The sequence below is a fragment of the Leucobacter coleopterorum genome (genome assembly GCF_011382985.1).
Lineage (GTDB): Bacteria > Actinomycetota > Actinomycetes > Actinomycetales > Microbacteriaceae > Leucobacter > Leucobacter coleopterorum.
On the sequence record NZ_CP049933.1, the window covers coordinates 3,052,636 to 3,072,680 of the forward strand.

The window sequence follows — 20,045 nt, forward strand, 5'->3', positions numbered from 1 at the left end:
ACTCAGGGGGCGGTGTCTACCGTAACAACCGTCTCCTGAGGGCCGTCGAGGCGCAGAGCCTTCACAAGCTCTGCCGCGTGCACGGTCGAAATAATCACGCGTGAGTAAAGCTCGAATTCGCCTATCCAGCCGCGATCCTCAGCCGCTTGTTCTTGCGACTCAAAGTCGAGCACAACCGCATCGCGGCCAGCACGCGCAAGCACAAAGTCTTTACCACCCAGGCTGCGCCAGGTGCCCAGAGCGAGTTTACCCGGCACGTGGGTGCCGGGAGAGCGCACACCTCGGATCCACACCCAGGGATCGTCAGTAATGATGGCAGAGGTAATAGCGTCCCGACTCAGCGTAATATCGCGGCGATGCATTGCAGCAACCTTTTCCGCGGGTGTAAGTCGGATAATGATCCGTTCACCATGAATCTCGACTCTGGCCATGGTCTAGTCCAGCATGTCGCTCTGGTCGATGACCGATTCGACGGTGTGAATGAGCGCCTGCGTGAGCGGCGAACCATTGTCATCGCGCAGCCCAACATCGGCCGCAGCGTTTCTCGCATTAGCTCCGACGCAGGCAACCAGCGTCGAGTCGGGCAGGTTTGAGAACTGCGACGCGACCTCTTCGGCAATCTTCGTCGAGGCCACCAGGATCGCGTTGATGCGTCCTGACTCAATGTCTTCGCGGATGTGCACCGAGGCGGGTACACCGACCGTGCGGAATGCAAGCACCTGGGTCACGTTGTGGCCGCGACCGATCAGTCCCTCCGTGAGCACGGGGACTGCGACGTCTGAGCGCAGCGTGAGCACTTTCAACACCTCGGGGGCGTCTATCTCGGTCCACTCTTCGAGCAGCGCGTGTGTGCTGTTCTCCTGGCTCGGGGTGCGAGTCACCGGGTAGCCGGCGTTACGGAAGGCAACCGCGGTCGCCTCACCCACGAGAGCAACCTGTGTTCGTTCATTGATCACAGCGTTGTGATGGGTAAGCACGTCGGCAACGGTTGAGCTTGTTGCCGTCATCCAGTCGAAGCGTCCTGCCTCAAGATTTTTGAGCGCCTCAACAAGTTTGTCTTCTTCACTCGTGTGAGCAAAGTCAACAAGGGGCGCGATCACAGTGTGCGCTCCCTGCTCGCGTAGAGCCTGTGCAACCAAGTCACCCCAGGTACCACCCCTGGGGATGAGCACGCGCAGGCCACTGAGCGGTTTCGACTCAGCCGACATATACCCCACTCACTCGACAACACAAAAGGCCAGCCCTCTCAACACTCACGTGTTGCACTGTCTGGCTCCTGACGGTAAACCCGGTTCCACTATTCTTACCCTGCTGGCCCCCGTACGCAAAACGAGAGGCCTGCAGCTTCAGAACGAAACCGAAATGTGATGTGCAAAACGGGACGTTGGACCGTTCCAGACAGATCAACGCAGTCGCTTCGCAGCGGCGGAAGCGATGCCCCAAACGATGGACCCAGCAACCGCAGCGGCACCCACAACTCCCAGGGCAAAGGCAACGGGGTTCTGACGCTTCTGCTCGGCGATCTTGTGCCGAGCATCGTCCACTGCGTTGTCAATGCGCTGCGCGTAGTTCAGGCGGTCCTTGAGCTGCGATAGCGTGCCATAGAGTTCCGCGCGCGCCTTGGCGGCATCCGCGATCCCCTGCTGCTTTTCGTTGGGGGTGCTCATCGCCAGTTCCCTTCTTCTCCGGCCTGCGGCATCTGAGTACCACTCGATCGTGGCGTCTCCGCGTTCACGCGGACCTCACTCATCGCAGCAATGTCTGCGCCGACGCGCTCAAGAGTTTCTTCGGGAACGGGGTTGCCACGCTTGATCAATTTGATTCCGGCGAAGATTGCGCCCGCTGCAAGCAGCAACAGAGCTGCCGCGACCACCAACGCAGCCAACCACCATGGCCAGACGAGCGCGAGCGCGGCGATTGCGGCAATGACGAGCGCCTCAAGCATGAAGAACACAAAGAAGAGCGCGATGAGGATCGCTCCCGCACCGATCCCCGCCTTTTTTGCCTTCGAAACGATCTCGCGCTTAGCGTTGTCGTACTCGATCTTCGCGAGGGTGACGATCTGCTGAGGCAACCGGGTGAGCAGTTCAAACGTACCCGCCTGATCCCGTTTTTTACTCATGAGACTTTACCCGATTCGTCGCTCTCGTCGGGCCCCTGACCCGCGAGTGTGACGCTTCCCGGTTCACTTTCTGACTTCTTCGCCTCTGGCGAGCGAGTAAAGGCCGTAAAGGCTTCTTTGCCTGCTCGCAGGACGGACTCCTTCAGATCGTCAGCACGACCCTGAGCCGCACCACGCACGACCTCAACACCGCGCTGCACGGGCTCGGTGTTCCACACCTTCTGGGCCCCGCTCTTAATCTGCTCGTAGCGTTCTCGACCAGCTCTCGTGCCAAGCACGTAGCCAACCGCCGCACCAAGCACGAATGCGATCTTGCCCTTCATCTTGCCTCCAGCCAATGGCGTTCTCTTGATCCTCGCTAAGCCTACTCCGCTCAGCCTCGCTTACATACCCCTAGAGTTATATAGCTCTCAGAATGGCGTAAATTGGCGGTCTTTACTCCGAGATGCCCGTCAATCTGCGTCGCAGCATGACCGCTGCTTGACGCGCATCGGCAACCGCGGCTGCGATCTCACCACCGTGAAGGCCTGCACCGACTGGAAGCAGAGAGAGATTACTCTCCCGTTGTTCGACCAGCCTTGCTGCTTTAGCATCTCGCGATGCAGTAGAGATGCTCGGTGCCACCCGATACTCCACTTCGTATTCGGAACTAGCCCGCAGCCCTAAACGTTCAAGTACCTGGCTCACGCAGACGGCTGCCTCGCCACGACCAGCGTAGCCATCCTGCACCTCCCCGGTACCTGGAACCCGTGGCCCGCTTAGCTGCGCAAACCACCGCGAATCTGAGCCATGTTCAATTCGCACCGACCAGGTGCCCTGCCCAGGAACCTCCACATTTTGCAGTGCGGGGTGCTCGGGGTCAGGCAACTTGGGATCCTCGATTTGAGCACGGGTCCAAATGCGCCCGGCCTCCGGAACAAGGGACTGGAATACTTCCTCAAAGAGACTCGGAAGAGGTGCCGCGGTATCCGCGATGACAGAGCGCACCGAGTGATCCTGACCTCCGAACTCGCTGACCACCCAGGCACCGTTCTCCGATTCGCCGGCCTGCACCGACTCAACCGGCAGCTCGGCAAACTCAACTCCAAATAGCTTGAGTCGTTCCACGAGTAAGGCCACCAGGTTTTTCCAGCCGCTAGCGGGCGCGACCCGAGTTTCACGTGCAACATACCGATCACTGTTGGCGAGCGCTGCCCCCGAGAGTGATCCCGCCGTCGTAAGCGCCTCGTTTAGCCCCGGTGCGGCCAGAGCTACATCGACCGAGTCGGGTGCCACTCCGTAGCGCTCGCGAACGAGGGGATTAACCAGGCGATCTTCAACCACGCGGCCCATCCTGTTGCGCACTAGCGCACCAAGCTCGTGCGTTTTACCGATCGTAAGAACGGGCTTCACCCGATCAAGCGTGGCGCGCGTGGCACCACGCCCACCGAGAATCTCCATCGCCTGCGCAGACATGGGGACCGCGGGAATTCCCCACACAGCTGGCGTTGGCTGGAGCGACCAACCGCCCTTTGCGTTTCGTAGCAGAAAGGGGCGCGGATCCTGCAGCACGGGCTCTGCTCCCTGGGCAGCAGCACCATGCTCGCCAATAGGCTGCGCGAGGTGAGTGAGAAACGCCGCGAGGAACCCCTCAGGATCAAGCTCGCCGCTGTGATCCAATTCATCAGTCAAGCTGAACCCGTCGAGCGCAACCCGAACATCCAGGCCGACCTCCGCCAACTCAAGTGCGGCGGCGAGCGCGGGAAGGGTAGTTCCGATGACGTACGCGTCAGTCATGAGTGGTTCCTACTGCCCGGTGAGGGGCTGAGCTGACTGCGGAGCAATCGGCACCCTAATGAGGTCGATGCGGCTGCGTCCATATCCACGTTTCTTGAAGGACCGCACAACCAGCCAAGTGAACAGCGAGAGACCGATTACCTCGCCGATTAGTGAGCCCGGGCCCCCAGCCGACTCGGTCTGGGCGGTCGAACCGCCGAGCCCGGTGCTCATCACCCCAAAAGCGAAGATGTTGTTGATGATGTGGATGGCGATCGCGGCCTCAAGCCCGCCGGTGCGCCAGGTTAGCCAAGCTGCGACGAGGCCCATGAGACCCACCGCCGCGAGTCCCCAGATGTCGTAGATATGGGCCAGCGCAAAGGCTAGGGACGGGAGCAAGATCGCAAACCAGGGGTTCTTCAGCCAAGCGCCGAGCACCTGCATGAAAAGCCCGCGGAACACAACCTCTTCAGCGGTCGCCTGGATCGGCACAAGGAGCAGCACAAACGCAAACGAGAGCAGCGCGGCGTTGGGGTCGAAGTCCTTCGGCACCGAGAGCATTGCGGATTGTGCGGGTTCTGCGAGGCTGAATAACACCTCAAACAGCACACCCGTCACGTTCATAACAACGACACCGAGCACCGCGAAACCGGTGAAGCGGCCCAGCATGCCCCAGCGAATGCGCGTCGCAACTGACCAGATCCTGCCCACCGGGCGCATGCCCATGATGAGCATCGCGAGAATGACAGACGGGATCATCAGCGCGATCGTCGCCAGGTTCATAAGCACGGCGAGTGGGTTCTGGGTATCTAGGGTCAACTGGTCGAGAAGCTGTTTACTTATCGCCCCGGGATCGCTGCCCGTGAACAGGTCCGGGTTTCCCGCGAACACAATGCCCATCCAGATCACGCTAATAATGACCGAGAACACAATGTAGATGGCCCCCGCAATGAGCACCATCAGCAGCGGCTTCCACCACTTGTAGCTCTGCGCACCCCTGAGTAGGCGGTGGTATTCGAGCGGCTCAGTCTCCACTGTCTGCGTTGGCTGGGGTTGGTTGGCCCAGGCCCAGGTGGGCGGCGGTTGCGGCGCGCTCGACTCGGGCTGTTCAGGAGTGCTACTCGTCACCTTTTGTTCCTTCCAAAAACTTCAGCCGGTACTGGCCGCTCAGCCGGTAAAACTTCGATCATTTTAACCGGCTGAGCGGCCAGTACCGGCTGGCATGCAAGGGGTTAGGATCCGCGCAGGCGCTCGGCGAGGTAGGCGTGCAACTCAGCGCGGGGCACACGCTCCTGCTGCATTGTGTCGCGCTCACGCACGGTTACCGCGTTGTCGTCGAGTGAATCGAAGTCAACGGTGACGCAGAACGGCGTACCGATCTCGTCTTGGCGACGGTAGCGGCGGCCGATGGCACCCGAGTCGTCGAAGTCGACGTTCCAATCGTCGCGCAGATCTTGTGCGATCTCGCGGGCCAGTGGCGACAATGCCTCATTACGCGACAGAGGCAGCACCGCAGCCTTGATCGGGGCGAGGCGTGCGTCGAGTGCGAGCAGCGTGCGCTTGTCGGTGCCGCCCTTGGCGTTCGGCACCTCTTCTTCGCGGTAGGCGTCAACGAGGAAGGCCATCAGGGAGCGGGTCAGGCCTGCGGCCGGCTCGATCACGTAGGGCGTGTAGCGCTCATTCTTTGTCTGGTCAAAGAAGCTCAGGTCTTTGCCCGACTTCTCCGAGTGTGTCGACAGGTCGAAGTTCGTGCGGTTTGCGATGCCCTCGAGCTCGCCCCACTCGCTACCGGTGAAGCCGAAGCGGTACTCGATGTCGGCGGTGCGCTTTGAGTAGTGCGACAGCTTTTCTTGGGGGTGCTCGTAGAAGCGCAGGTTCTCTGCGTCAATGCCGAGGTCTGTGTACCAGCGCATGCGCTCGGCCATCCAGTACTCTTGCCACTCCTCGTCCGTGCCGGGCTCGACGAAGAACTCCATCTCCATCTGCTCAAACTCCCGGGTGCGGAAGATAAAGTTGCCCGGCGTAATTTCGTTGCGGAAGCTCTTGCCGATCTGCCCGATCCCGAATGGAGGCTTCATGCGAGCCGCCTGCAGCACGTTCGCGAAGTTCACGAAGATGCCCTGCGCGGTTTCTGGGCGCAGGTAGTGCAGGCCCGCTTCGTCGTCGACCGGGCCGAGGAAGGTCTTGAGTAGTCCGGAGAACGCACGGGGCTCGGTCCACTGACCACGAGTGCCACAATTGGTGCAAACGATCTCGGCGAGGCCGCCCTCGGGAGCACGGCCCTTCTTCTCTTCGAAGGCCTCGATCAAGTGATCCTCGCGGTAGCGCTTGTGGCACTGCGTGCACTCGACCAGTGGATCACTGAAGACCTCGACGTGACCGGAGGCCTCCCACACTTGCTTCGGCAGGATGACGCTGGAGTCGATGCCCACAACGTCGTCGCGCTTCTGCACCATGGTCTTCCACCACTGGCGCTTGATGTTCTCTTTCAGCGCGGTGCCGAGGGGGCCGTAATCCCATGCGGATCGTGATCCGCCATAAATCTCACCCGCTTGAAACACGAAGCCGCGGTGGCGGGCGAGGGCGATGACTTTGTCGAGTCGGGATTGTTCAGCCATGTTTGCATTCACTCCAAGGTGCAAGCGGGGATCTTGGGCAGGTTCGGGATCGGTGCCTTTGGGCGCGATCCACAAGGCTCCAGTCTAGTGAGTGCGAACTGGGAGCAAAGGGATTCGGGTTATTCTCTATGGGAAGGTTCTCCCCCGCTCCTTCGTAGCTGCGTTCATTCGCACCAGCCGGAAGAGGTCCTCCCGTGCAGATTCACATCTCCCCTGATGCCGAGGCACTCGGCGACGCACTCGCCCAGCGAATCGTTGCGGCGGTGCAAGCAAACCCCACGGCGGTCATCGGACTCGCCACCGGTTCTTCGCCCGTTGCGGCCTACCGCGCCTGGGGCAGGATCGCCACCTCGCTTGGGCTGGATCAAAACAGGGTGCGGGGCTTTGCGCTCGACGAATATATCGGGCTGGAGGCAGGCCACCCCGAGAGCTACCACAGCGTGATTCAACGCGACGTCGTTGAGGTAGTTGGGCTCGATCCGCACCTGGTGCACGTGCCGAACGGAAACGGTGAGCCGGGAGAAGCGGAAGCCTACGACCGAGCCATCCGCGAGGCGGGCGGCATCGACGTGCAGATCCTCGGCATCGGTCGCAACGGCCACCTCGGGTTCAACGAGCCGGGCACCGCGTTCGACTCGCGCACCCACGTTGTTGACCTTACCGCCGAGACGATCGCAGACAATGCGCGGTTCTTTGCTTCTTCTGCCGAGGTGCCAACCACCGCGATCACCCAGGGCCTCGGCACGATTTTTGAGGCGCGCGAGCTCGTGGTGATCGCCACGGGATCGGCCAAGGCTGCGGCGGTTGCTGCGGCTCTTGAGGGGCCGTGCACCGAAGAATTGCCGGCCAGCCTGCTGCAGCGGCATCCGAATGTGCACTGGTTTATTGATGAGGATGCGGCGTCGCTGCTGAGCGGGAAGTACGCGGAAGCTGGGGCACTGGCCTACTGAGCTCATGAGTTTGAACGGTAGGCAAAAGCGCACGCCAAAAACCCCCGGCCAGATATGCAATCTGGCCGGGGTTTTGGCAGTTTGGGTTACACGGCGCTGTCGTCCTCGTAGGTAACGAGCGATGCAGTGCCGCGATCACCCACGTAGTCGGAGCCCACCGAGGTGAGGACCGACACAAGAGCCGCGAGACCCGCGACCGAGACGAGTTGCAGCCAGTCGACGCCGAGCAACCCGGCGGCCCCCGCAGTGAGAAGTGCCACCGCCGACTGGGCAAATGTTTTCACCGCGCGCTCGCCAGTTTCAAGCCAGAACTGTTTTGTGCGCATTGTCATCCTCCGTTAATCAGTCTTCCGACGAGAGTTGCACCACCGGCACCGATGACGCCGACGATGATTGGTGGAAGCCAGGTCAGGTGCGAGACCTGGTTGCTGGTGGCACTCTGCTGCGTTTCCATCGCTGTCATACGTGCGTCGAGCGAGCGGATGTCATCCGCATCACCCTCCTGCCTAATTGAGGCCCCTCTAGGTGGCGCAGCCTGTCCGAGTGGGAGTCAAGGCGCTCGTCTACTTTTGCGAGACGCTCAACGATCACCTCAAGCTTTGCGAGGCGCTCCTGCGTGTTTTGGCCCTGTTTCCAGAGGTCGCTCATGCCGATATTGCCCGGCGGCGCCTCCCTCATTTTGAGACTCGCTTGAATTTGGCCCACCCTCCCCCGTCTGTAATAAATGGGGTAACACCGAGTTGTTTCGCGAGAGCGTCTGCGGCTCGTTTTGTGGAGAGCTCGAGCTGGAACTTGGGGCCGAATATGAGCCACCGCCCCTGGTCATTGCCTGCCGCGTGCTCGTAATAGGCCATCAACATGCTGTGCTCCTTTCGTTGTGGTGTTTTAGGTGCGTCGTGTTTGGGTATCGGCTGAATCACTCTGACGCCGTTGATGTCTTCAGACCAGAAGCGATACACGCTCGCAAACGCGTTCTCGACGTCTGCGATGGTGCGGAACCACTCGCCCACCCCATAGCCGCTGCGGGGCGAGGAGAAAAACCCTCCGGTTTTGCCGAAGGCGGCGGGTTCCCAAAACACGACGTGCCCCCAGTCCTCGTACTTGAGCCGCCCATCCCGATAGTCGGTGTAAGTGCCCCAGTGCGACAGCCACACGACCGCGGGCGCATCACCTGGGAACGCGCGGTCGTGATGCTGGTAGCGCGTCGCGTTTGCGGCTGCCGTCGCGGAGTGCGGCCCGCCCGGGGCGCCCACTGATTTTTGTGCCATCGGGAGGCAGTTGCCCGCGTGCTCGTGGTGACCGTAGTTCGGGGTGATGAGGGTTTTGTAGGACAATTTCCCTCCTTAAATGCGAAAACCCCGCTGCGGGGCGGGGGTTTCTCCTGCAATTGCCAGCGACTCGATGGTTATGAAAGCATTGCGAATACTCCACTGGATCGTGCTGGAACAGGTTCGTGCGGTGAAACCCGGTGTAATTCTTTGGCGGAACTTGTGGTCGGTCGTCGCGGACGCTCCGAACTGGCGGCCCTTGTTCGCAACTAGAACCGCGCGGAATTCCTCATTGACAATCGATCTCGTTCGCTCCCGAATCTCTGGAGCGGCTAGATTACGCCATGCTCCACTGGAAATACCGTTGCATCAACCGCCTTTACATTACTGTCGACGCACCGAATTGTGACGGGACGACCCTCGCCGAGTGCCCCGACCCCAACACATCTGAAAAGTACGGCTACATTCTTGACCCAGGGATTCTTATGGTGGCCTCAAAGCCGCTTCCGCGGAGAGTAACCCTCAGAACGAGAGATGAAAATCATCGACCGATGATCCGAATGATTCAGGGATTTGGGAGATACGGCGGAGAAGACGCTGGAACACCTTCTCCGCCGTATCGACCTACTCGGGGTCCCGGTCCTGCTAGAATTAGACACAAGCGTCGATTCCGAAGTATGCACTGCAGTGCAACTCCTATATCTGCGAAAGTCCCAGAGCGAATCCGCCTAGTAGTGCCAAAACAGGAAAGATAGCAGCCCAAGGGTGGAACTCCCGAAATGCAATCATGCTACTCAAGGCACCAGACACGATGGCTACTAACCCAAACATGATAGCGATCACAAGGCCACCGACGGCCTCAGGCTGAGCATTTTCGGGTACCTCCACAACTTTGAGATTGAATCCATGCACAACAACATAATCACTCATTGAAATTGAAATGCAAGCAATGGTCATCGCGCAGAAAGCCAGAGCTGCCAGAAGTCCCGCCCCTATTCCCACCATCGCCTTCTTCATCGAAATGTCTCGTGCCATTTGCGAATCAGATAGAACAGCTGGGCCTTCTCGCGGCCGTAAATCATGGCGTCGTACGAGGGATCAGACATGTCCGCATTGTATGCCATGCACATGCGGGCAACCTCACTCGGGTTGAGACCCCTCAATTTGACTGGTGGTACTCCACAGTGATTCTCAGCGTTACACATCATGTAGAAAATGGCAGATTGAATCGCGAATTCCTCATCGGACCTTAGCCTTAACCACACCTCCCACATATCTCGCCAGTCATTTTCTCGGTATGGACCATCTGTGATGTATCCCTTTGCCTTTGCCCAATTCCTCGCTTCGATGCATGTTGCAGCAAACATCTGACATACACCTGTAGAAGAATCACTTCTTGTACCAGGTGCGGGCGTTTTTCCTTCAGAAAGTGCCGCGTAGTATTTCACCACTAAAGCATCGGCGAGGTCATCAAGAGGGTTGATTGCTAGAGACTCCCAAATAAGTGGAGTCAGGGCCATCGCCTTATAGATCCCGAGCTTTTTGGCCTGGGCAGTGATAAAGGGATCATGTTTGACGACCAGGTCTTTTACCAAGCCGCGGTTGCTATTCATAGCAATTGGCTCGACCGCCTGAGGATGATCCAGACACCAGTTAAACCAGGCGTTCTCGAAGTTGTCCAGTTGAGACGCAGGAATCACGGGGTCGTTTCCAACTCCGATTTCCGGAGCGAGATTCCCGAATCCAGTGTCACGCCCAGAAACGACATTTCGGTCGATTCGAATGAGACCCGCACCGCTGCCCACATCCAACTCGTGAATTTGATCAAATGCCCAGTTCGAAGGCAGCAAGTAGCCTTTATTCCCGCTGAATGCCTCCGACATGTCAGACACGAACGATGAGACCGCATACCCTGCATCTGCAACCCTCTGGCAAACAAGCCGGGGGCATAAATACCTACCCGATACCCAGACAATCCCCAATTACCTAAGTTCTCATGCAAGGCCTGGAAATAGGGAAGTATCTTCGGAACGATCTGCTCGTCAAGGACATCAAAATCAACGGCAAAGTAGATAATGGAATTTGCTGGGATTCGGTAGGCCCACGCCGCATTTGCCGCCTCCTCTGAGACTTCATAGCCACGACGATACGTGAAGTGTTCAGGGTCCGCCGGGCCTTTACCCCGAAGTGTGGACACGCTGATGCCGGGTTTTCCGGCAGAAAGCGAGACCATAGAACCATGCCCAAACAATTCTCCGAGGACTTCAAACGGCAAGCCGTTGACCTCTACGAAACCACCGAAGGAGCGACCCTCGACTCGATCGCGAGTGATCTCGGCATCGGCAAGTCAACACTGTCGCTGTGGCTGCAGAAGTACCGCACCACGCCGCCCCCAAACCGTGACAGCCGCGCTGCTACCGACTTAGTAGAGACGGGTGAGGTGGCTGCGCTCCTTGCCGAGAACCGCGCCCTGAAAAACGAGAAAGCCAAGCTTGAGACCGAGCGCGATATTCTCCGCCAGGCAGCCAAATATTTCGCGGGAGAGATGAACTGGTGAGCCGCTTCCAGTTCATTGACGACCACCGTGACACCATCCCGGTGAAGTGGCTATGCCGAGTCCTCGACGTTGCTCGCTCCTCGTATTATGCGTGGGTGGAAGCTGCCCCGAAACGGGCCGCCCGCACGCAAGCCGACGAAGCGCTTGCTGCGCGAGTGAGACGTGCGCAAGACCGTGAGGCTGGCGGGGATCCCGCCTACGGGGTACCCCGGGTGACCGCGGACTTAAACGACGGGGCACCCGAGAACGAACGGGTGAATCACAAGCGCGTCGCGCGAGTGATGCGCGAGCACGGGCTTTCAGGGATCAGGCTCTTGCGTCGGGTGAAGACCACGGTCCCTGACCCCAATGATCAGAAGGTCGCTGATCTGGTGCAGCGTGACTTCACCGCTGACACGCCAGGCACCCGCTATGTCGGCGATATCACGTACCTGCCCATCGTGGGTGGGAAGAACTGGTACCTCGCGACGGTGATCGATCTGTGTTCGAGAAAGCTGGCCGGGTGGGCGCTTGCCGACCACATGCGTACCGAACTCGTCAGTGATGCACTGACCGCAGCCAGAGCCGCGCGTGGCTCACTTGACGGAACCATTTTTCACTCAGATCACGGCAGCGTCTATACCTCGAAAGCGTACGCGCAGTTGTGTACAGAGCTGGGGGGTGACGCAGTCAATGGGGGCTGTCGGTTCCTCAGCGGATAACGCGCTCGCTGAGTCGTTCAACGCGGCGCTCAAGCGTGAAGTCCTGCACGGACGGGCAGCGTTTCGGGACGAGCATGAATGTCGCCGTGAGGTGTTCAGGTGGGTGAACCGGTACAACACGAAGCGCCGCCACTCCTACCTCGGGCAAGTCGCGCCTGACGCGTTTGAATCAGCTATGCTTGCTGCTGCAGCGTAGCCATAACCCCGTGTCCACTATCCGGGGTAAAGGTCCGCCCCACCTGTCTGAAAAATCGGCCACACGCGACCACCGTAAGTGTGAATCATCCCAAGTTCATCACGTTTGATGCATTTGTTGAGGTCGCCAATTCCCATCGTGTTGGTGAGATACCTACCAAAGTAGTTGTACCCCTGACCTTGCAACGTTGCTAGCCGCGAGACGGTGATTTCAGTGGATGCATCGGCAGCTGACGCCGGCCGGTTTGGATCTCCAGCGCTCACCAGCAAGGAAGCCCAAGTTGAAAAATCCACTCCCGTAGATTTGGGGAGAGCAATGAAATCTTGAAAGGCCTGCATCTGGGTCTGTGTAGCGGCGTCAAAGACACCGGTGAAGGGTGTTGCTGGGTAGCCATTAAAGCGCATAGCCGCCTGGAAAAGATGACACCAGTATGCCGAGGAATCACGGTGCCCGATCCCAAACAATCCATTTGCCCGAACAGCTGCCTGAGTTCCTGGCCCGAAATTTCCGTTAGCCCCCTGCACTCCTCCTTCGTACTGAATTGCGAACATCATTCGCTCTTGCACCTGTCGACCATAAAGGCCGTCCGTAGGACAAAGTTCATATAACGGACGATCAATATATCGACCATTTAGCGCCTGCTGCACTTCCCTAATCGCAGCAGAACCACTCGGGACCAGCCGCCATGCATCCATTGACAACAACCCTTTAAAGAGCTTTGGCGTCACAGTTGCCGGGCTCGCAGGAAGCCCTAGACTACTTCGCATAGATACAACCGCCGACTGCAATTGCGTACCAAAAACCCCATCGAGGACCCCGCCCCCACCGTCAAAGCCCTTACAGTAACTGCCACCCTGAAGGATCTTTACAATATTGACACCCGAAGCGCTGCCAATCCCGATGCTTCCCACCTTGTTCGTAAGCGTACTCATGGTGGTTGGACCAAAATTGGGAGATAGCGTGGTAATTCCAAGCTCAATTTGAAGTGCCCGCGTGAGCGCCTCCATCGTCGGCCAGCCTGTCACTCCAGTTGTTGGGGCGTATACCCACTGTGGGTGGTAGCCATACGTTTTGTTGAGCCAAATCTGCGTATTGAGAACCCATGGATCAGACACAGTTCCTCCTCCTGTTTTGAGTTGAACAAAGTTAGTCAGGTACGAATACTCGATGCCATTCCCGTCGGAACAAGTTCGCTCTGCGCATGCTGCAGCCACAGCCGCGAAAGCAGTGACGGCAGACGGCGTAAAGAAGACTAGAGAACTACCGCTCCGGGCCCTTAACTTTCACCCAGCAGAAACGACAATGCACCCCAGAAACGAAAAAAGCTCCTGATCTTCCGACCGGAGCTTTTCGAGGGAGTAAGCACACTTCTCCCTGACCACTTAGTAGCCTAGCACAGAAATTCGCCTCCCGCATCCCGTGCCGGTCCTGCGGCATCTTCAACACGAATACCGCAGTCAGCAAGCACGGCAATATCGACAGAAGCTTGCACCGAGAATCCGAGTTTCGCGATCTGATCCCAACCCACCCACAGGGCTTCGCACTCTTCAGCCCGGCACCCCGCGACAGGGGCACGACCCTCGGCGTACTCAATCACAACCGCGGCCCTTCGCTCACCGCCATCAAGCACCCATCGAACCCCGCACCTCGGGCAGGGAACCGTGAGCTCCATTTGCCGGGATCGGGCACCCTGTTCAGCCTCGATCCTCGCCACCCAGACCCCAATCTCCTCACACACACTCAGCCACTGCTCATCCGCCACTTCCCCGCGCGATCTCGCCTGACGAGCGACCGCCCACATCTCCACAACATCTCCCAACAGGGCATCTTTTCCACTCTGTTTCGAGAGAAACAGAGTCTCGCGAACGCGGCCGCACGCACGCCGAATACCATCTAGCAGGTGCAGGGCACCAAAGTTAATCGGGATCCCCGTGCCGTTCGATCCAGCGCCACCGCGCTTCACCACCTCCGTGATCGAGTTATCCAGCCACACCAGCAGGGGTGGCCACTCGACCGCCCCTGCCTCGGTCATTTCCGTGTGCGGCTGCGTGAGCCTCACCACTTCCCGTTCTGTTACCGCTACAGGAACCGTCATTACAGCCCCTCGCTCTCGCGCTCTGGCAAGTGCCCGCCGGGCCGCTCTGCCCCCAACGCCCCCTCCTGGCTCTGCGCAAGTCGGGGGCACTCCGGGTTCCCGGCGCGCAGAAACGGATTCATGCACTTTCCACAGCGATGTGGCCGTTCACCGCGCTCAACTTCCGCGAGCGACAACCCCTTGCGGCGAGGCATTCTCATCTCAACCACCTCGGCGTAGCGGTCCGTCTCTCCCACTGCGGTCACGCTCTCTTCGTTCATCAAGATGCTCTCTTGCAACCCCTTCTCCTTCACGCTCACACTCCACGTTCTACGTCAAGTAGAGTTGCACACTACTTGACACAATGCAAGCTAATTGTCACGAAGATGCTTATTTATGTCGCGTTAATTTAATCCGTGCGCGTTTCTTCTTGACGTGTTACAGTGAGCGAATGCCGAAAAAAGACGCCGCCCAGGTTCCGTTTGAGGAGCGCAAACACCTGGCTTCTCAGGTCAGACAGCTTCGCCAGGGTGCGGGCATGAAGCAGCAGGATCTCGCCGACCTCGTCGGGATCTCACGCCAGGCACTTTCAAACATCGAGCGCGGTGCGACACCACAGATTGAAAACCTGCGCAAGATCTACGAGGCCCTGGGCGCCGATCTGCACGCAAGCGAACACACCACCGACACTGACCTCTGGCTCGAAATCATCGGAGGGATGCTCGACACGCTTGATCAGCCCCGGCAGGGCAAAGCTGGGCAGGCTGCCGTGAACGCTATCGCGGCCGTCATCGCGGAGCCGCGTGTCGGTGGTCTCATCGAGAATGAAGACTCTCGCTTGAGAAGCGATTACGCGCTTGCCGCGCACGAAGAAATCGACGAAACGGGCGAGGACATTTACTAGACGAGAGGAGATGCTGCCGTGGAACTTCTATACGACTACGCCACGAGCATCGACGTGACGATCGAGTATGCCGACCTCAGTCACCTCCATCGTGTCGGTGATTACTGCCTGCAAACCCGCGCGGTGCGAATCCACGAAGGCATGCTCTATCGCAAAACCCGGTCAGTGCTCGCTCACGAGCTCGGGCACGCCACGAACAACGACGAACCCACGGTCTTCGAGCACATCAACCGACGCATGGAGCTTCGCGCTGACGAGTGGGCCGCCCACTTTCTCATCAATGAGGTGGCATACAGGGATGCCACCCTCAAGTTTGGGCTCCACACCCCCTCCATCGCGCAAGAACTCTGCGTACTCGAAAAACTAGTTGTCGCATACGAACGCACGCTCGAGCGTGTGGGCGACACAGTGTACGTAAACCCGCGCATGGGTGCCGGACAGTGGTCACAGCGCCTCGCGGCCAAATAGCAAAACCCCCGGCCAGATATTTAATCTGACCGGGGTTTCTCTCTGTGGCGGATGAGGGATTCGAACCCCCGTAGGCATTGCCAGCTGATTTACAGTCAGCCCCCTTTGGCCGCTCGGGTAATCCGCCAAAGGCCGCGCATAACGCAACCAGAGACCAACTTTACAGGCACACCCCGCCAGAACGGAAATCGCGTGCGCCAGAGACACGCCGCGTGGCAAAATCGAATGATGAACGCGCTCCCCGCCGAGATCACCATCCACCGCGCCGATAGCTTCGATGAGGTTCCACCGACAACCTTCTACAGGATTGCCAAACTGCGCCAAGAGGTGTTTGTTCTCGAGCAAGATTGTGTCTACCTCGACCTCGACGGGCGCGACCTCGAACAAGAAACCATCCAGGTGTGGGCAGAAACAACAGACGGCAGCATTGCCAGCTCCGTCAGAATTCTGAATGAAGACGCCCAAGAACCCGGTTTACGCAGCATCGGTCGAGTCGTCACCTCCCCCGCGCACAGGGGCCAGGGGATCGCGGCGGCCGTGCTCAACACGGCGATCGAGGTGTGCGGGGATCACCCGATCCAGATACACGCGCAGTCGTATCTGACGGAGTGGTACGCGCGGTTTGGGTTCACGACCAACGGCGAAGAGTTTCTTGAAGACGGAATTCCGCACACACCGATGCGGATCGGGTAGTCCCTAACCCTCCAACAATTGATCCAACCCGGGCACAGCAATAGCCAAGCCATGCCTGTGCGCCCGCGCAGAAACCGACTGCTCCCGCAGCAGGGTCAGCAGTTCTACCGGACCCGCCATCGTCACAGGCTCCGCCCAGAGCGCTGCGCGATCCAACCCGCCCATCCACTCGGCAACACGAACACGATCACCACCGATCAGCCGCACTCGCGACGCCACAACTCCGTCGGCCCAAGAGGCCCGACTACAGAAAGACGCTCAATCCAGTCATCGTCACGCTCCAGCGAGACCTCGATGCCCTGAGACGCCAAGAACGAAGAGATCGCAGACGGCAGCACCTCACCGGTCGACACAGCCACTGGAGCGCGCACAAGCAGCGCCGCAGCGATTACCCGAAGGAGCGAAGCAACTGACGCCCTCTCGGCGAGACGAATCTGCGTTGCAACAGGCCAGTACCTCAGTGTGTTGCGCTCAATCCCCAACCCGATTGCGTCATGGACCACCCCCAAAGAAGTACGCCACGCCAGCGCATCTGCGAGAGCCGCCCGCCGCAGCGCATCAAAATCTTCGTAGCTGAGTTCCTCTTGGGCAGCCTCGATGAGCAACTGAATTTCGGGATCAAGCCCACGCAAGTGCAGCGTGTCACTTCGGGTGCCCTCGCGGGGCTGCCACGACCCCAGTGCAAGCAGCCAGTTGGGTCCACCGGCCAGTGCAGGCAAACCCATGATTGCTTCGTTCCAGCCACCACCGGGCTGCCGCTCAATGCGTGCCACGGTGGTTGGTCGATTGACTGATAGAGAAGCTGCTTGCACCCCTTCAAGCCAGCCTAAAATCTCGTCACCGTCATTGGCCTGCAGACCAGCGACTGCGCCGCCTCCAACAAGGTTCTGCTTCGCGATTCCCTCAGAAATCGTGTGACTGTGTAATACGCCAAGAACTGGCACACCGACCGATTCGCTCCAAAACGTCGAAGACTCCGAAACGCCAAGGCGCACTCCGGGGCTCCACAGCAGGCCCGCGTCGTCCAGTTGCTTCGGCTGTACCAGCCACTCTTCACCGCGAGAAAGTTCCGTCAGTGCCCGCAGACCCGCAGGCGAAGGGGCAGTGGCCATTGGTCCCAGGTCGAAGCCGAGAGGATCGCGCCCTTCAGGATTCGAGGTATCTCCCACACGCATCGCCCGCACGGCATCGGCAAGTGCCTCGCGGAAACGCGATGAACGGGCGACACTGCCGACCAGAACCGCCGCTCCCACGGCGCGCGGATCCGATCCCGCCCGCGGAATGCCGAGTCAACTAGATCTGAAACCGCCTGACCGAGGTCAGCAGAAGGCGCGATGAGCATGGAACCACCCACGTGAAAGTGACCCTCAATGCGGAGATCGGGTCGACGCCGCACCAGTTCTCGAGCCTCGGCACGGTCACCAAAAACAACGGCCCGGTCGGTTCCCGGGTAGGCGGCGAGTGCGCCCAAAGTCCAGCCGGCATGCACCGATTCAAGACGCACAACACCTGGTGTAATGCCGCCAACTTCCCACTCTTCAACGAGCGCCGATGCGGATCGGAGCAGCCGAGACGGCACCGCCCACAGCACACCTGTTCCGGCAGCGAGGGTTGCGAGCACGGCCTCGGCCTGCGCAGAAAGCGGTGTGAGATCGTCTGCAGCAACCAGAGCCAAGCGGTCGGGCACGAAGGTCGCACCACGCACCGCTTCGAGGCCTTCTGCGAGTTGCCCGCAGTATCGGCCTGCGTCGACGATGCGATTGACCTCTGCATCAAGCTCAATGATTGGCGCACCCGTGTCGAGAACCAGCGTTTGAATCAGACGATCCCGAGCCGCCACAACCGCAAGCGCCCCGCGCCGCAGTCGAACTGCACGAATGCGATGCGGTTCCGTCGCCCAGCGCTCCCCCGCCTCGCGCACAACGTCAGCGACCGCGGTCGCGTCAACATCAACCGGCGAAAGAGAAACGGTGTCGTTTGCAGGGTCGACTCCGACGGCCTCGGCCTGCAAATGAGCGCGGGCCAGGCACTCGCGCGCCCAATCTCGATTCTCGACCACACTGGCGTCGGTGTCGGGTTCATTCGCGAAGCCCGAGTCAGATCTCGCTGGAATCTCACGCGTCGGCGCGAACTCACCGAGTTGCCACTCGCCTGTCTCGCCCCGCGTCAACCCCAGCACCGCCGCGGTCAGGCCGCCGGTCTCGAAGCGGGTCGGCTCGTCTGGGGCGCGGTAGAAGAGCGCGCTGTCACGCTCAGTCGGATCCCACTCGCGCGCGCGGCGCTGTGTGCGGTGCGAGGTAGGCGCGTCTTTGTCTGCGGCGAGCGCGGCCTCAACAAGCATCACGTGCTCTGTCGATTCAGGCTCATGGCCGCCGTCAACATCTTCCGAGTCCTCCGCAGCGGTAAGCAGACCCTCAAGCCGCGACACGACCGATTCGGGATCCGCCGCCTCCGCGGCAAGCCCAACAAGATGCTCGACGGCACCCACAAAGTCTTGCGGCGCAATAACGGGCAGCAACATCCTCACCTCGCCCACATCCGTGAAAAGCGTCTGCGCGAGTCCCGGCACAACTCCGCTCCGTAGCTGCACCGAAACTAGATCTTGCAATTCGCGCTTTTCTGCGAGTTCAACGACCGCCGCGAGCATCCACACGTCTTCCGAGGCGATGATCGGTCGCAGAACTGCGGCTCGGCCAGGATGCAGGGCGAGCTCGGCTAGCCGAAGCATCTGCGCGGTCAGGGCCACCCGATCTTCGATAACCGGCACGGCAAGTCCACTCTGAATCGATGAGATGCGCTCGGTTCCGGCGACACCCGCAACACCAAGAACGATCTCGCATGGGGCTCCACCCTCGGCGACTCTGCGCAGCGCCCAGCGGCTCACGCGGTCGTAGATCTCTCGTGACTCGGGTAGTTCGGCGAAAATACGGGTGCCGACGCGTGCCCGGTCAAGTTCAGGATCGGCGAGGGCCCGGGCCAGAACCTCCGGGATCAGGCGCAGCCAACGCACACTGGAAGGTTCGATGCTGACGACCGTGTCGTGTTCTGCGGCGGCCTCCAGAATGGGGCGCAGTGCAGCGACGGCAAGCGCTACGTCATCGGTCGCAGACCAGTCGGTGCCTCCGGGTGCAATTCGCGCCGGATCCACCACGAGATGTTTCACGGCGGGGTGCGCCGCGAGTGCCGCGAGTCTCGCAATCTCAGTTTCGGCTCCCGAGGGGCCGAACACACGGTCACCGAGCGGGTGCACGACCGGCACAAACCCTGCCTCTGAATAATGCCGCAGTGTTTCTGTGAGCCCGGGGAGTTTTCCTGGTGGGCTGCTCACCGGCAGCTTGGTGGCAAGCACGAGATGGGCGACCCGATCCCGCAGCCAACGCCGGGCGACAGGCATGACGGCCCAGGGCAGGCCCAGCGAGGCCACTCCACCGGCCTTCACCGCGAGACGATCCCGAACGGGCATGGAGTCGGGCATCTCTTGCGCGACCTCACGGAGTCCGAGTGCCGAGGTGAAAGCGTCCTCGGTACCCGCAACGAACTCGATCAGACGCCTGGTGAATTCAAAGCTCTCGGGATCCCTGCTCACCCCACCGAGCAGTTCAGGTGAGGTGGTGCCACTCGCCCGTACTGCCGCGATCCAGTTGTCTACCCGAGAAGCGCTCTTCTTGATGAGCGCACCCCAAACTGATTCTGGGGAGAACCGCTGGTCAACCATACGCCCACTGTAGAACCGCCGCGT

At 59.9% G+C, this 20,045-nt stretch carries 24 protein-coding genes, 1 tRNA gene and 2 pseudogenes; 5 read left to right on the forward strand and 22 right to left on the reverse strand.

Going from position 1 to position 20,045, the window contains the following annotated elements:
- Positions 1–2: 2 nt before the first annotated feature.
- The 8 genes from G7066_RS14355 to G7066_RS14390 form a co-directional block, all read right to left on the reverse strand.
- The gene (locus tag G7066_RS14355; RefSeq protein WP_166331700.1) at positions 3–431 is read right to left on the reverse strand and encodes a hypothetical protein; all 429 of its coding nucleotides are present in this window, start codon (positions 429–431) and stop codon (positions 3–5) included.
- Positions 432–434: 3 nt separating this feature from the next.
- Positions 435–1,208 carry a uroporphyrinogen-III synthase gene (locus G7066_RS14360; RefSeq protein WP_166331701.1) on the reverse strand — a complete coding sequence of 258 codons (774 nt, stop codon included), beginning with the start codon at positions 1,206–1,208 and terminating at the stop codon, positions 435–437.
- 195 nt (positions 1,209–1,403) lie between these two features.
- Positions 1,404–1,667 carry a DUF3618 domain-containing protein gene (locus G7066_RS14365; RefSeq protein WP_166331702.1) on the reverse strand — a complete coding sequence of 88 codons (264 nt, stop codon included), beginning with the start codon at positions 1,665–1,667 and terminating at the stop codon, positions 1,404–1,406.
- Positions 1,664–2,122: a phage holin family protein gene (locus tag G7066_RS14370; protein WP_166331703.1), complete on the reverse strand. Its 459-nt coding sequence runs from the start codon at positions 2,120–2,122 to the stop codon at positions 1,664–1,666. The genes G7066_RS14365 and G7066_RS14370 overlap by 4 nt, the downstream gene beginning before the upstream one ends.
- The gene (locus G7066_RS16625; RefSeq protein WP_244303055.1) at positions 2,119–2,445 is read right to left on the reverse strand and encodes a YtxH domain-containing protein; all 327 of its coding nucleotides are present in this window, start codon (positions 2,443–2,445) and stop codon (positions 2,119–2,121) included. The genes G7066_RS14370 and G7066_RS16625 overlap by 4 nt, the downstream gene beginning before the upstream one ends.
- A 112-nt stretch (positions 2,446–2,557) precedes the next feature.
- On the reverse strand, positions 2,558–3,898 hold the full coding sequence (locus G7066_RS14380; RefSeq protein ID WP_166331704.1) for a hypothetical protein: 1,341 nt from the start codon (positions 3,896–3,898) through the stop codon (positions 2,558–2,560).
- A 9-nt stretch (positions 3,899–3,907) separates the two neighbouring features.
- Positions 3,908–5,005 carry a CPBP family intramembrane glutamic endopeptidase gene (locus tag G7066_RS14385; RefSeq protein WP_244303057.1) on the reverse strand — a complete coding sequence of 366 codons (1,098 nt, stop codon included), beginning with the start codon at positions 5,003–5,005 and terminating at the stop codon, positions 3,908–3,910.
- Between the two features lie 104 nt (positions 5,006–5,109).
- Entirely contained in the window at positions 5,110–6,495 is a 1,386-nt protein-coding gene (locus tag G7066_RS14390; protein WP_166331705.1) for a glycine--tRNA ligase, read from the reverse strand.
- A gap of 194 nt (positions 6,496–6,689) precedes the next feature.
- Between G7066_RS14390 and G7066_RS14395 the strand changes: the two genes are divergently transcribed.
- Entirely contained in the window at positions 6,690–7,445 is a 756-nt protein-coding gene (locus G7066_RS14395; protein WP_166331706.1) for a glucosamine-6-phosphate deaminase, read from the forward strand.
- 86 nt (positions 7,446–7,531) lie between these two features.
- On the opposite strand, the gene G7066_RS14400 is transcribed toward G7066_RS14395, so the two are convergent.
- The 7 genes and pseudogenes from G7066_RS14400 to G7066_RS18050 form a co-directional block, all read right to left on the reverse strand.
- Positions 7,532–7,771, reverse strand: a complete 240-nt coding sequence (locus G7066_RS14400) for a holin (protein WP_166331707.1) — start codon at positions 7,769–7,771, stop codon at positions 7,532–7,534.
- A gap of 2 nt (positions 7,772–7,773) precedes the next feature.
- Positions 7,774–7,908, reverse strand: coding sequence for a hypothetical protein (locus G7066_RS17140; protein WP_280116179.1), 135 nt, complete (start codon positions 7,906–7,908; stop codon positions 7,774–7,776).
- Positions 7,905–8,123, reverse strand: coding sequence for a hypothetical protein (locus tag G7066_RS14405; RefSeq protein ID WP_166331708.1), 219 nt, complete (start codon positions 8,121–8,123; stop codon positions 7,905–7,907). The genes G7066_RS17140 and G7066_RS14405 overlap by 4 nt, the downstream gene beginning before the upstream one ends.
- Complete coding sequence (locus tag G7066_RS14410; protein ID WP_166331709.1) at positions 8,120–8,779, reverse strand: hypothetical protein; 660 nt, start codon at positions 8,777–8,779, stop codon at positions 8,120–8,122. Before G7066_RS14410 ends, G7066_RS14405 begins: the two co-directional genes overlap by 4 nt.
- Positions 8,780–9,409: 630 nt before the next feature.
- Positions 9,410–9,748: a hypothetical protein gene (locus G7066_RS14415; RefSeq protein ID WP_166331710.1), complete on the reverse strand. Its 339-nt coding sequence runs from the start codon at positions 9,746–9,748 to the stop codon at positions 9,410–9,412.
- On the reverse strand, positions 9,727–10,605 hold the full coding sequence (locus G7066_RS14420) for a glycoside hydrolase family 25 domain-containing protein (protein WP_244303059.1): 879 nt from the start codon (positions 10,603–10,605) through the stop codon (positions 9,727–9,729). Before G7066_RS14420 ends, G7066_RS14415 begins: the two co-directional genes overlap by 22 nt.
- A 56-nt stretch (positions 10,606–10,661) precedes the next feature.
- A pseudogene (locus G7066_RS18050) lies at positions 10,662–10,946 on the reverse strand (glycoside hydrolase domain-containing protein); the annotation flags it as partial.
- Positions 10,947–10,952: 6 nt separating this feature from the next.
- Here G7066_RS18050 and G7066_RS14430 point away from each other — a divergent pair.
- A pseudogene (locus G7066_RS14430) lies at positions 10,953–12,167 on the forward strand (IS3 family transposase).
- A gap of 17 nt (positions 12,168–12,184) precedes the next feature.
- Here the strand turns inward: G7066_RS14430 and G7066_RS14435 are convergent.
- From G7066_RS14435 to G7066_RS14445, 3 genes are all read right to left on the reverse strand, one after another.
- Complete coding sequence (locus G7066_RS14435) at positions 12,185–13,282, reverse strand: hypothetical protein (RefSeq protein ID WP_166331713.1); 1,098 nt, start codon at positions 13,280–13,282, stop codon at positions 12,185–12,187.
- A gap of 275 nt (positions 13,283–13,557) precedes the next feature.
- Positions 13,558–14,262, reverse strand: a complete 705-nt coding sequence (locus tag G7066_RS14440; protein ID WP_166331714.1) for a hypothetical protein — start codon at positions 14,260–14,262, stop codon at positions 13,558–13,560.
- Positions 14,262–14,561, reverse strand: coding sequence for a hypothetical protein (locus tag G7066_RS14445; protein WP_166331715.1), 300 nt, complete (start codon positions 14,559–14,561; stop codon positions 14,262–14,264). Before G7066_RS14445 ends, G7066_RS14440 begins: the two co-directional genes overlap by 1 nt.
- Positions 14,562–14,692: 131 nt before the next feature.
- Between G7066_RS14445 and G7066_RS14450 the strand changes: the two genes are divergently transcribed.
- The gene (locus G7066_RS14450; protein ID WP_166331716.1) at positions 14,693–15,145 is read left to right on the forward strand and encodes a helix-turn-helix transcriptional regulator; all 453 of its coding nucleotides are present in this window, start codon (positions 14,693–14,695) and stop codon (positions 15,143–15,145) included.
- Between the two features lie 18 nt (positions 15,146–15,163).
- Positions 15,164–15,613, forward strand: coding sequence for an ImmA/IrrE family metallo-endopeptidase (locus tag G7066_RS14455; RefSeq protein WP_166331717.1), 450 nt, complete (start codon positions 15,164–15,166; stop codon positions 15,611–15,613).
- 45 nt (positions 15,614–15,658) lie between these two features.
- On the opposite strand, the gene G7066_RS14460 is transcribed toward G7066_RS14455, so the two are convergent.
- Positions 15,659–15,740: transfer RNA gene (locus G7066_RS14460), tRNA-Tyr, on the reverse strand.
- Between the two features lie 98 nt (positions 15,741–15,838).
- Here G7066_RS14460 and G7066_RS14465 point away from each other — a divergent pair.
- On the forward strand, positions 15,839–16,306 hold the full coding sequence (locus tag G7066_RS14465) for a GNAT family N-acetyltransferase (RefSeq protein WP_205881464.1): 468 nt from the start codon (positions 15,839–15,841) through the stop codon (positions 16,304–16,306).
- A 3-nt stretch (positions 16,307–16,309) separates the two neighbouring features.
- Here G7066_RS14465 and G7066_RS14470 read toward each other — a convergent pair whose 3' ends face one another.
- Genes G7066_RS14470 through G7066_RS17150 form a run of 3 tightly spaced genes read right to left on the reverse strand, consistent with a single transcriptional unit; the run spans position 16,310 to position 20,021 of the window.
- Positions 16,310–16,525 carry a hypothetical protein gene (locus G7066_RS14470; RefSeq protein WP_166331719.1) on the reverse strand — a complete coding sequence of 72 codons (216 nt, stop codon included), beginning with the start codon at positions 16,523–16,525 and terminating at the stop codon, positions 16,310–16,312.
- A complete protein-coding gene (locus tag G7066_RS17145; RefSeq protein ID WP_280116180.1) occupies positions 16,504–17,481 on the reverse strand; it encodes an aldehyde dehydrogenase family protein in 978 nt (325 codons plus the stop codon). The genes G7066_RS14470 and G7066_RS17145 overlap by 22 nt, the downstream gene beginning before the upstream one ends.
- Positions 17,379–20,021: a proline dehydrogenase family protein gene (locus G7066_RS17150; protein ID WP_166331721.1), complete on the reverse strand. Its 2,643-nt coding sequence runs from the start codon at positions 20,019–20,021 to the stop codon at positions 17,379–17,381. Before G7066_RS17150 ends, G7066_RS17145 begins: the two co-directional genes overlap by 103 nt.
- Positions 20,022–20,045 lie beyond the last annotated feature (24 nt).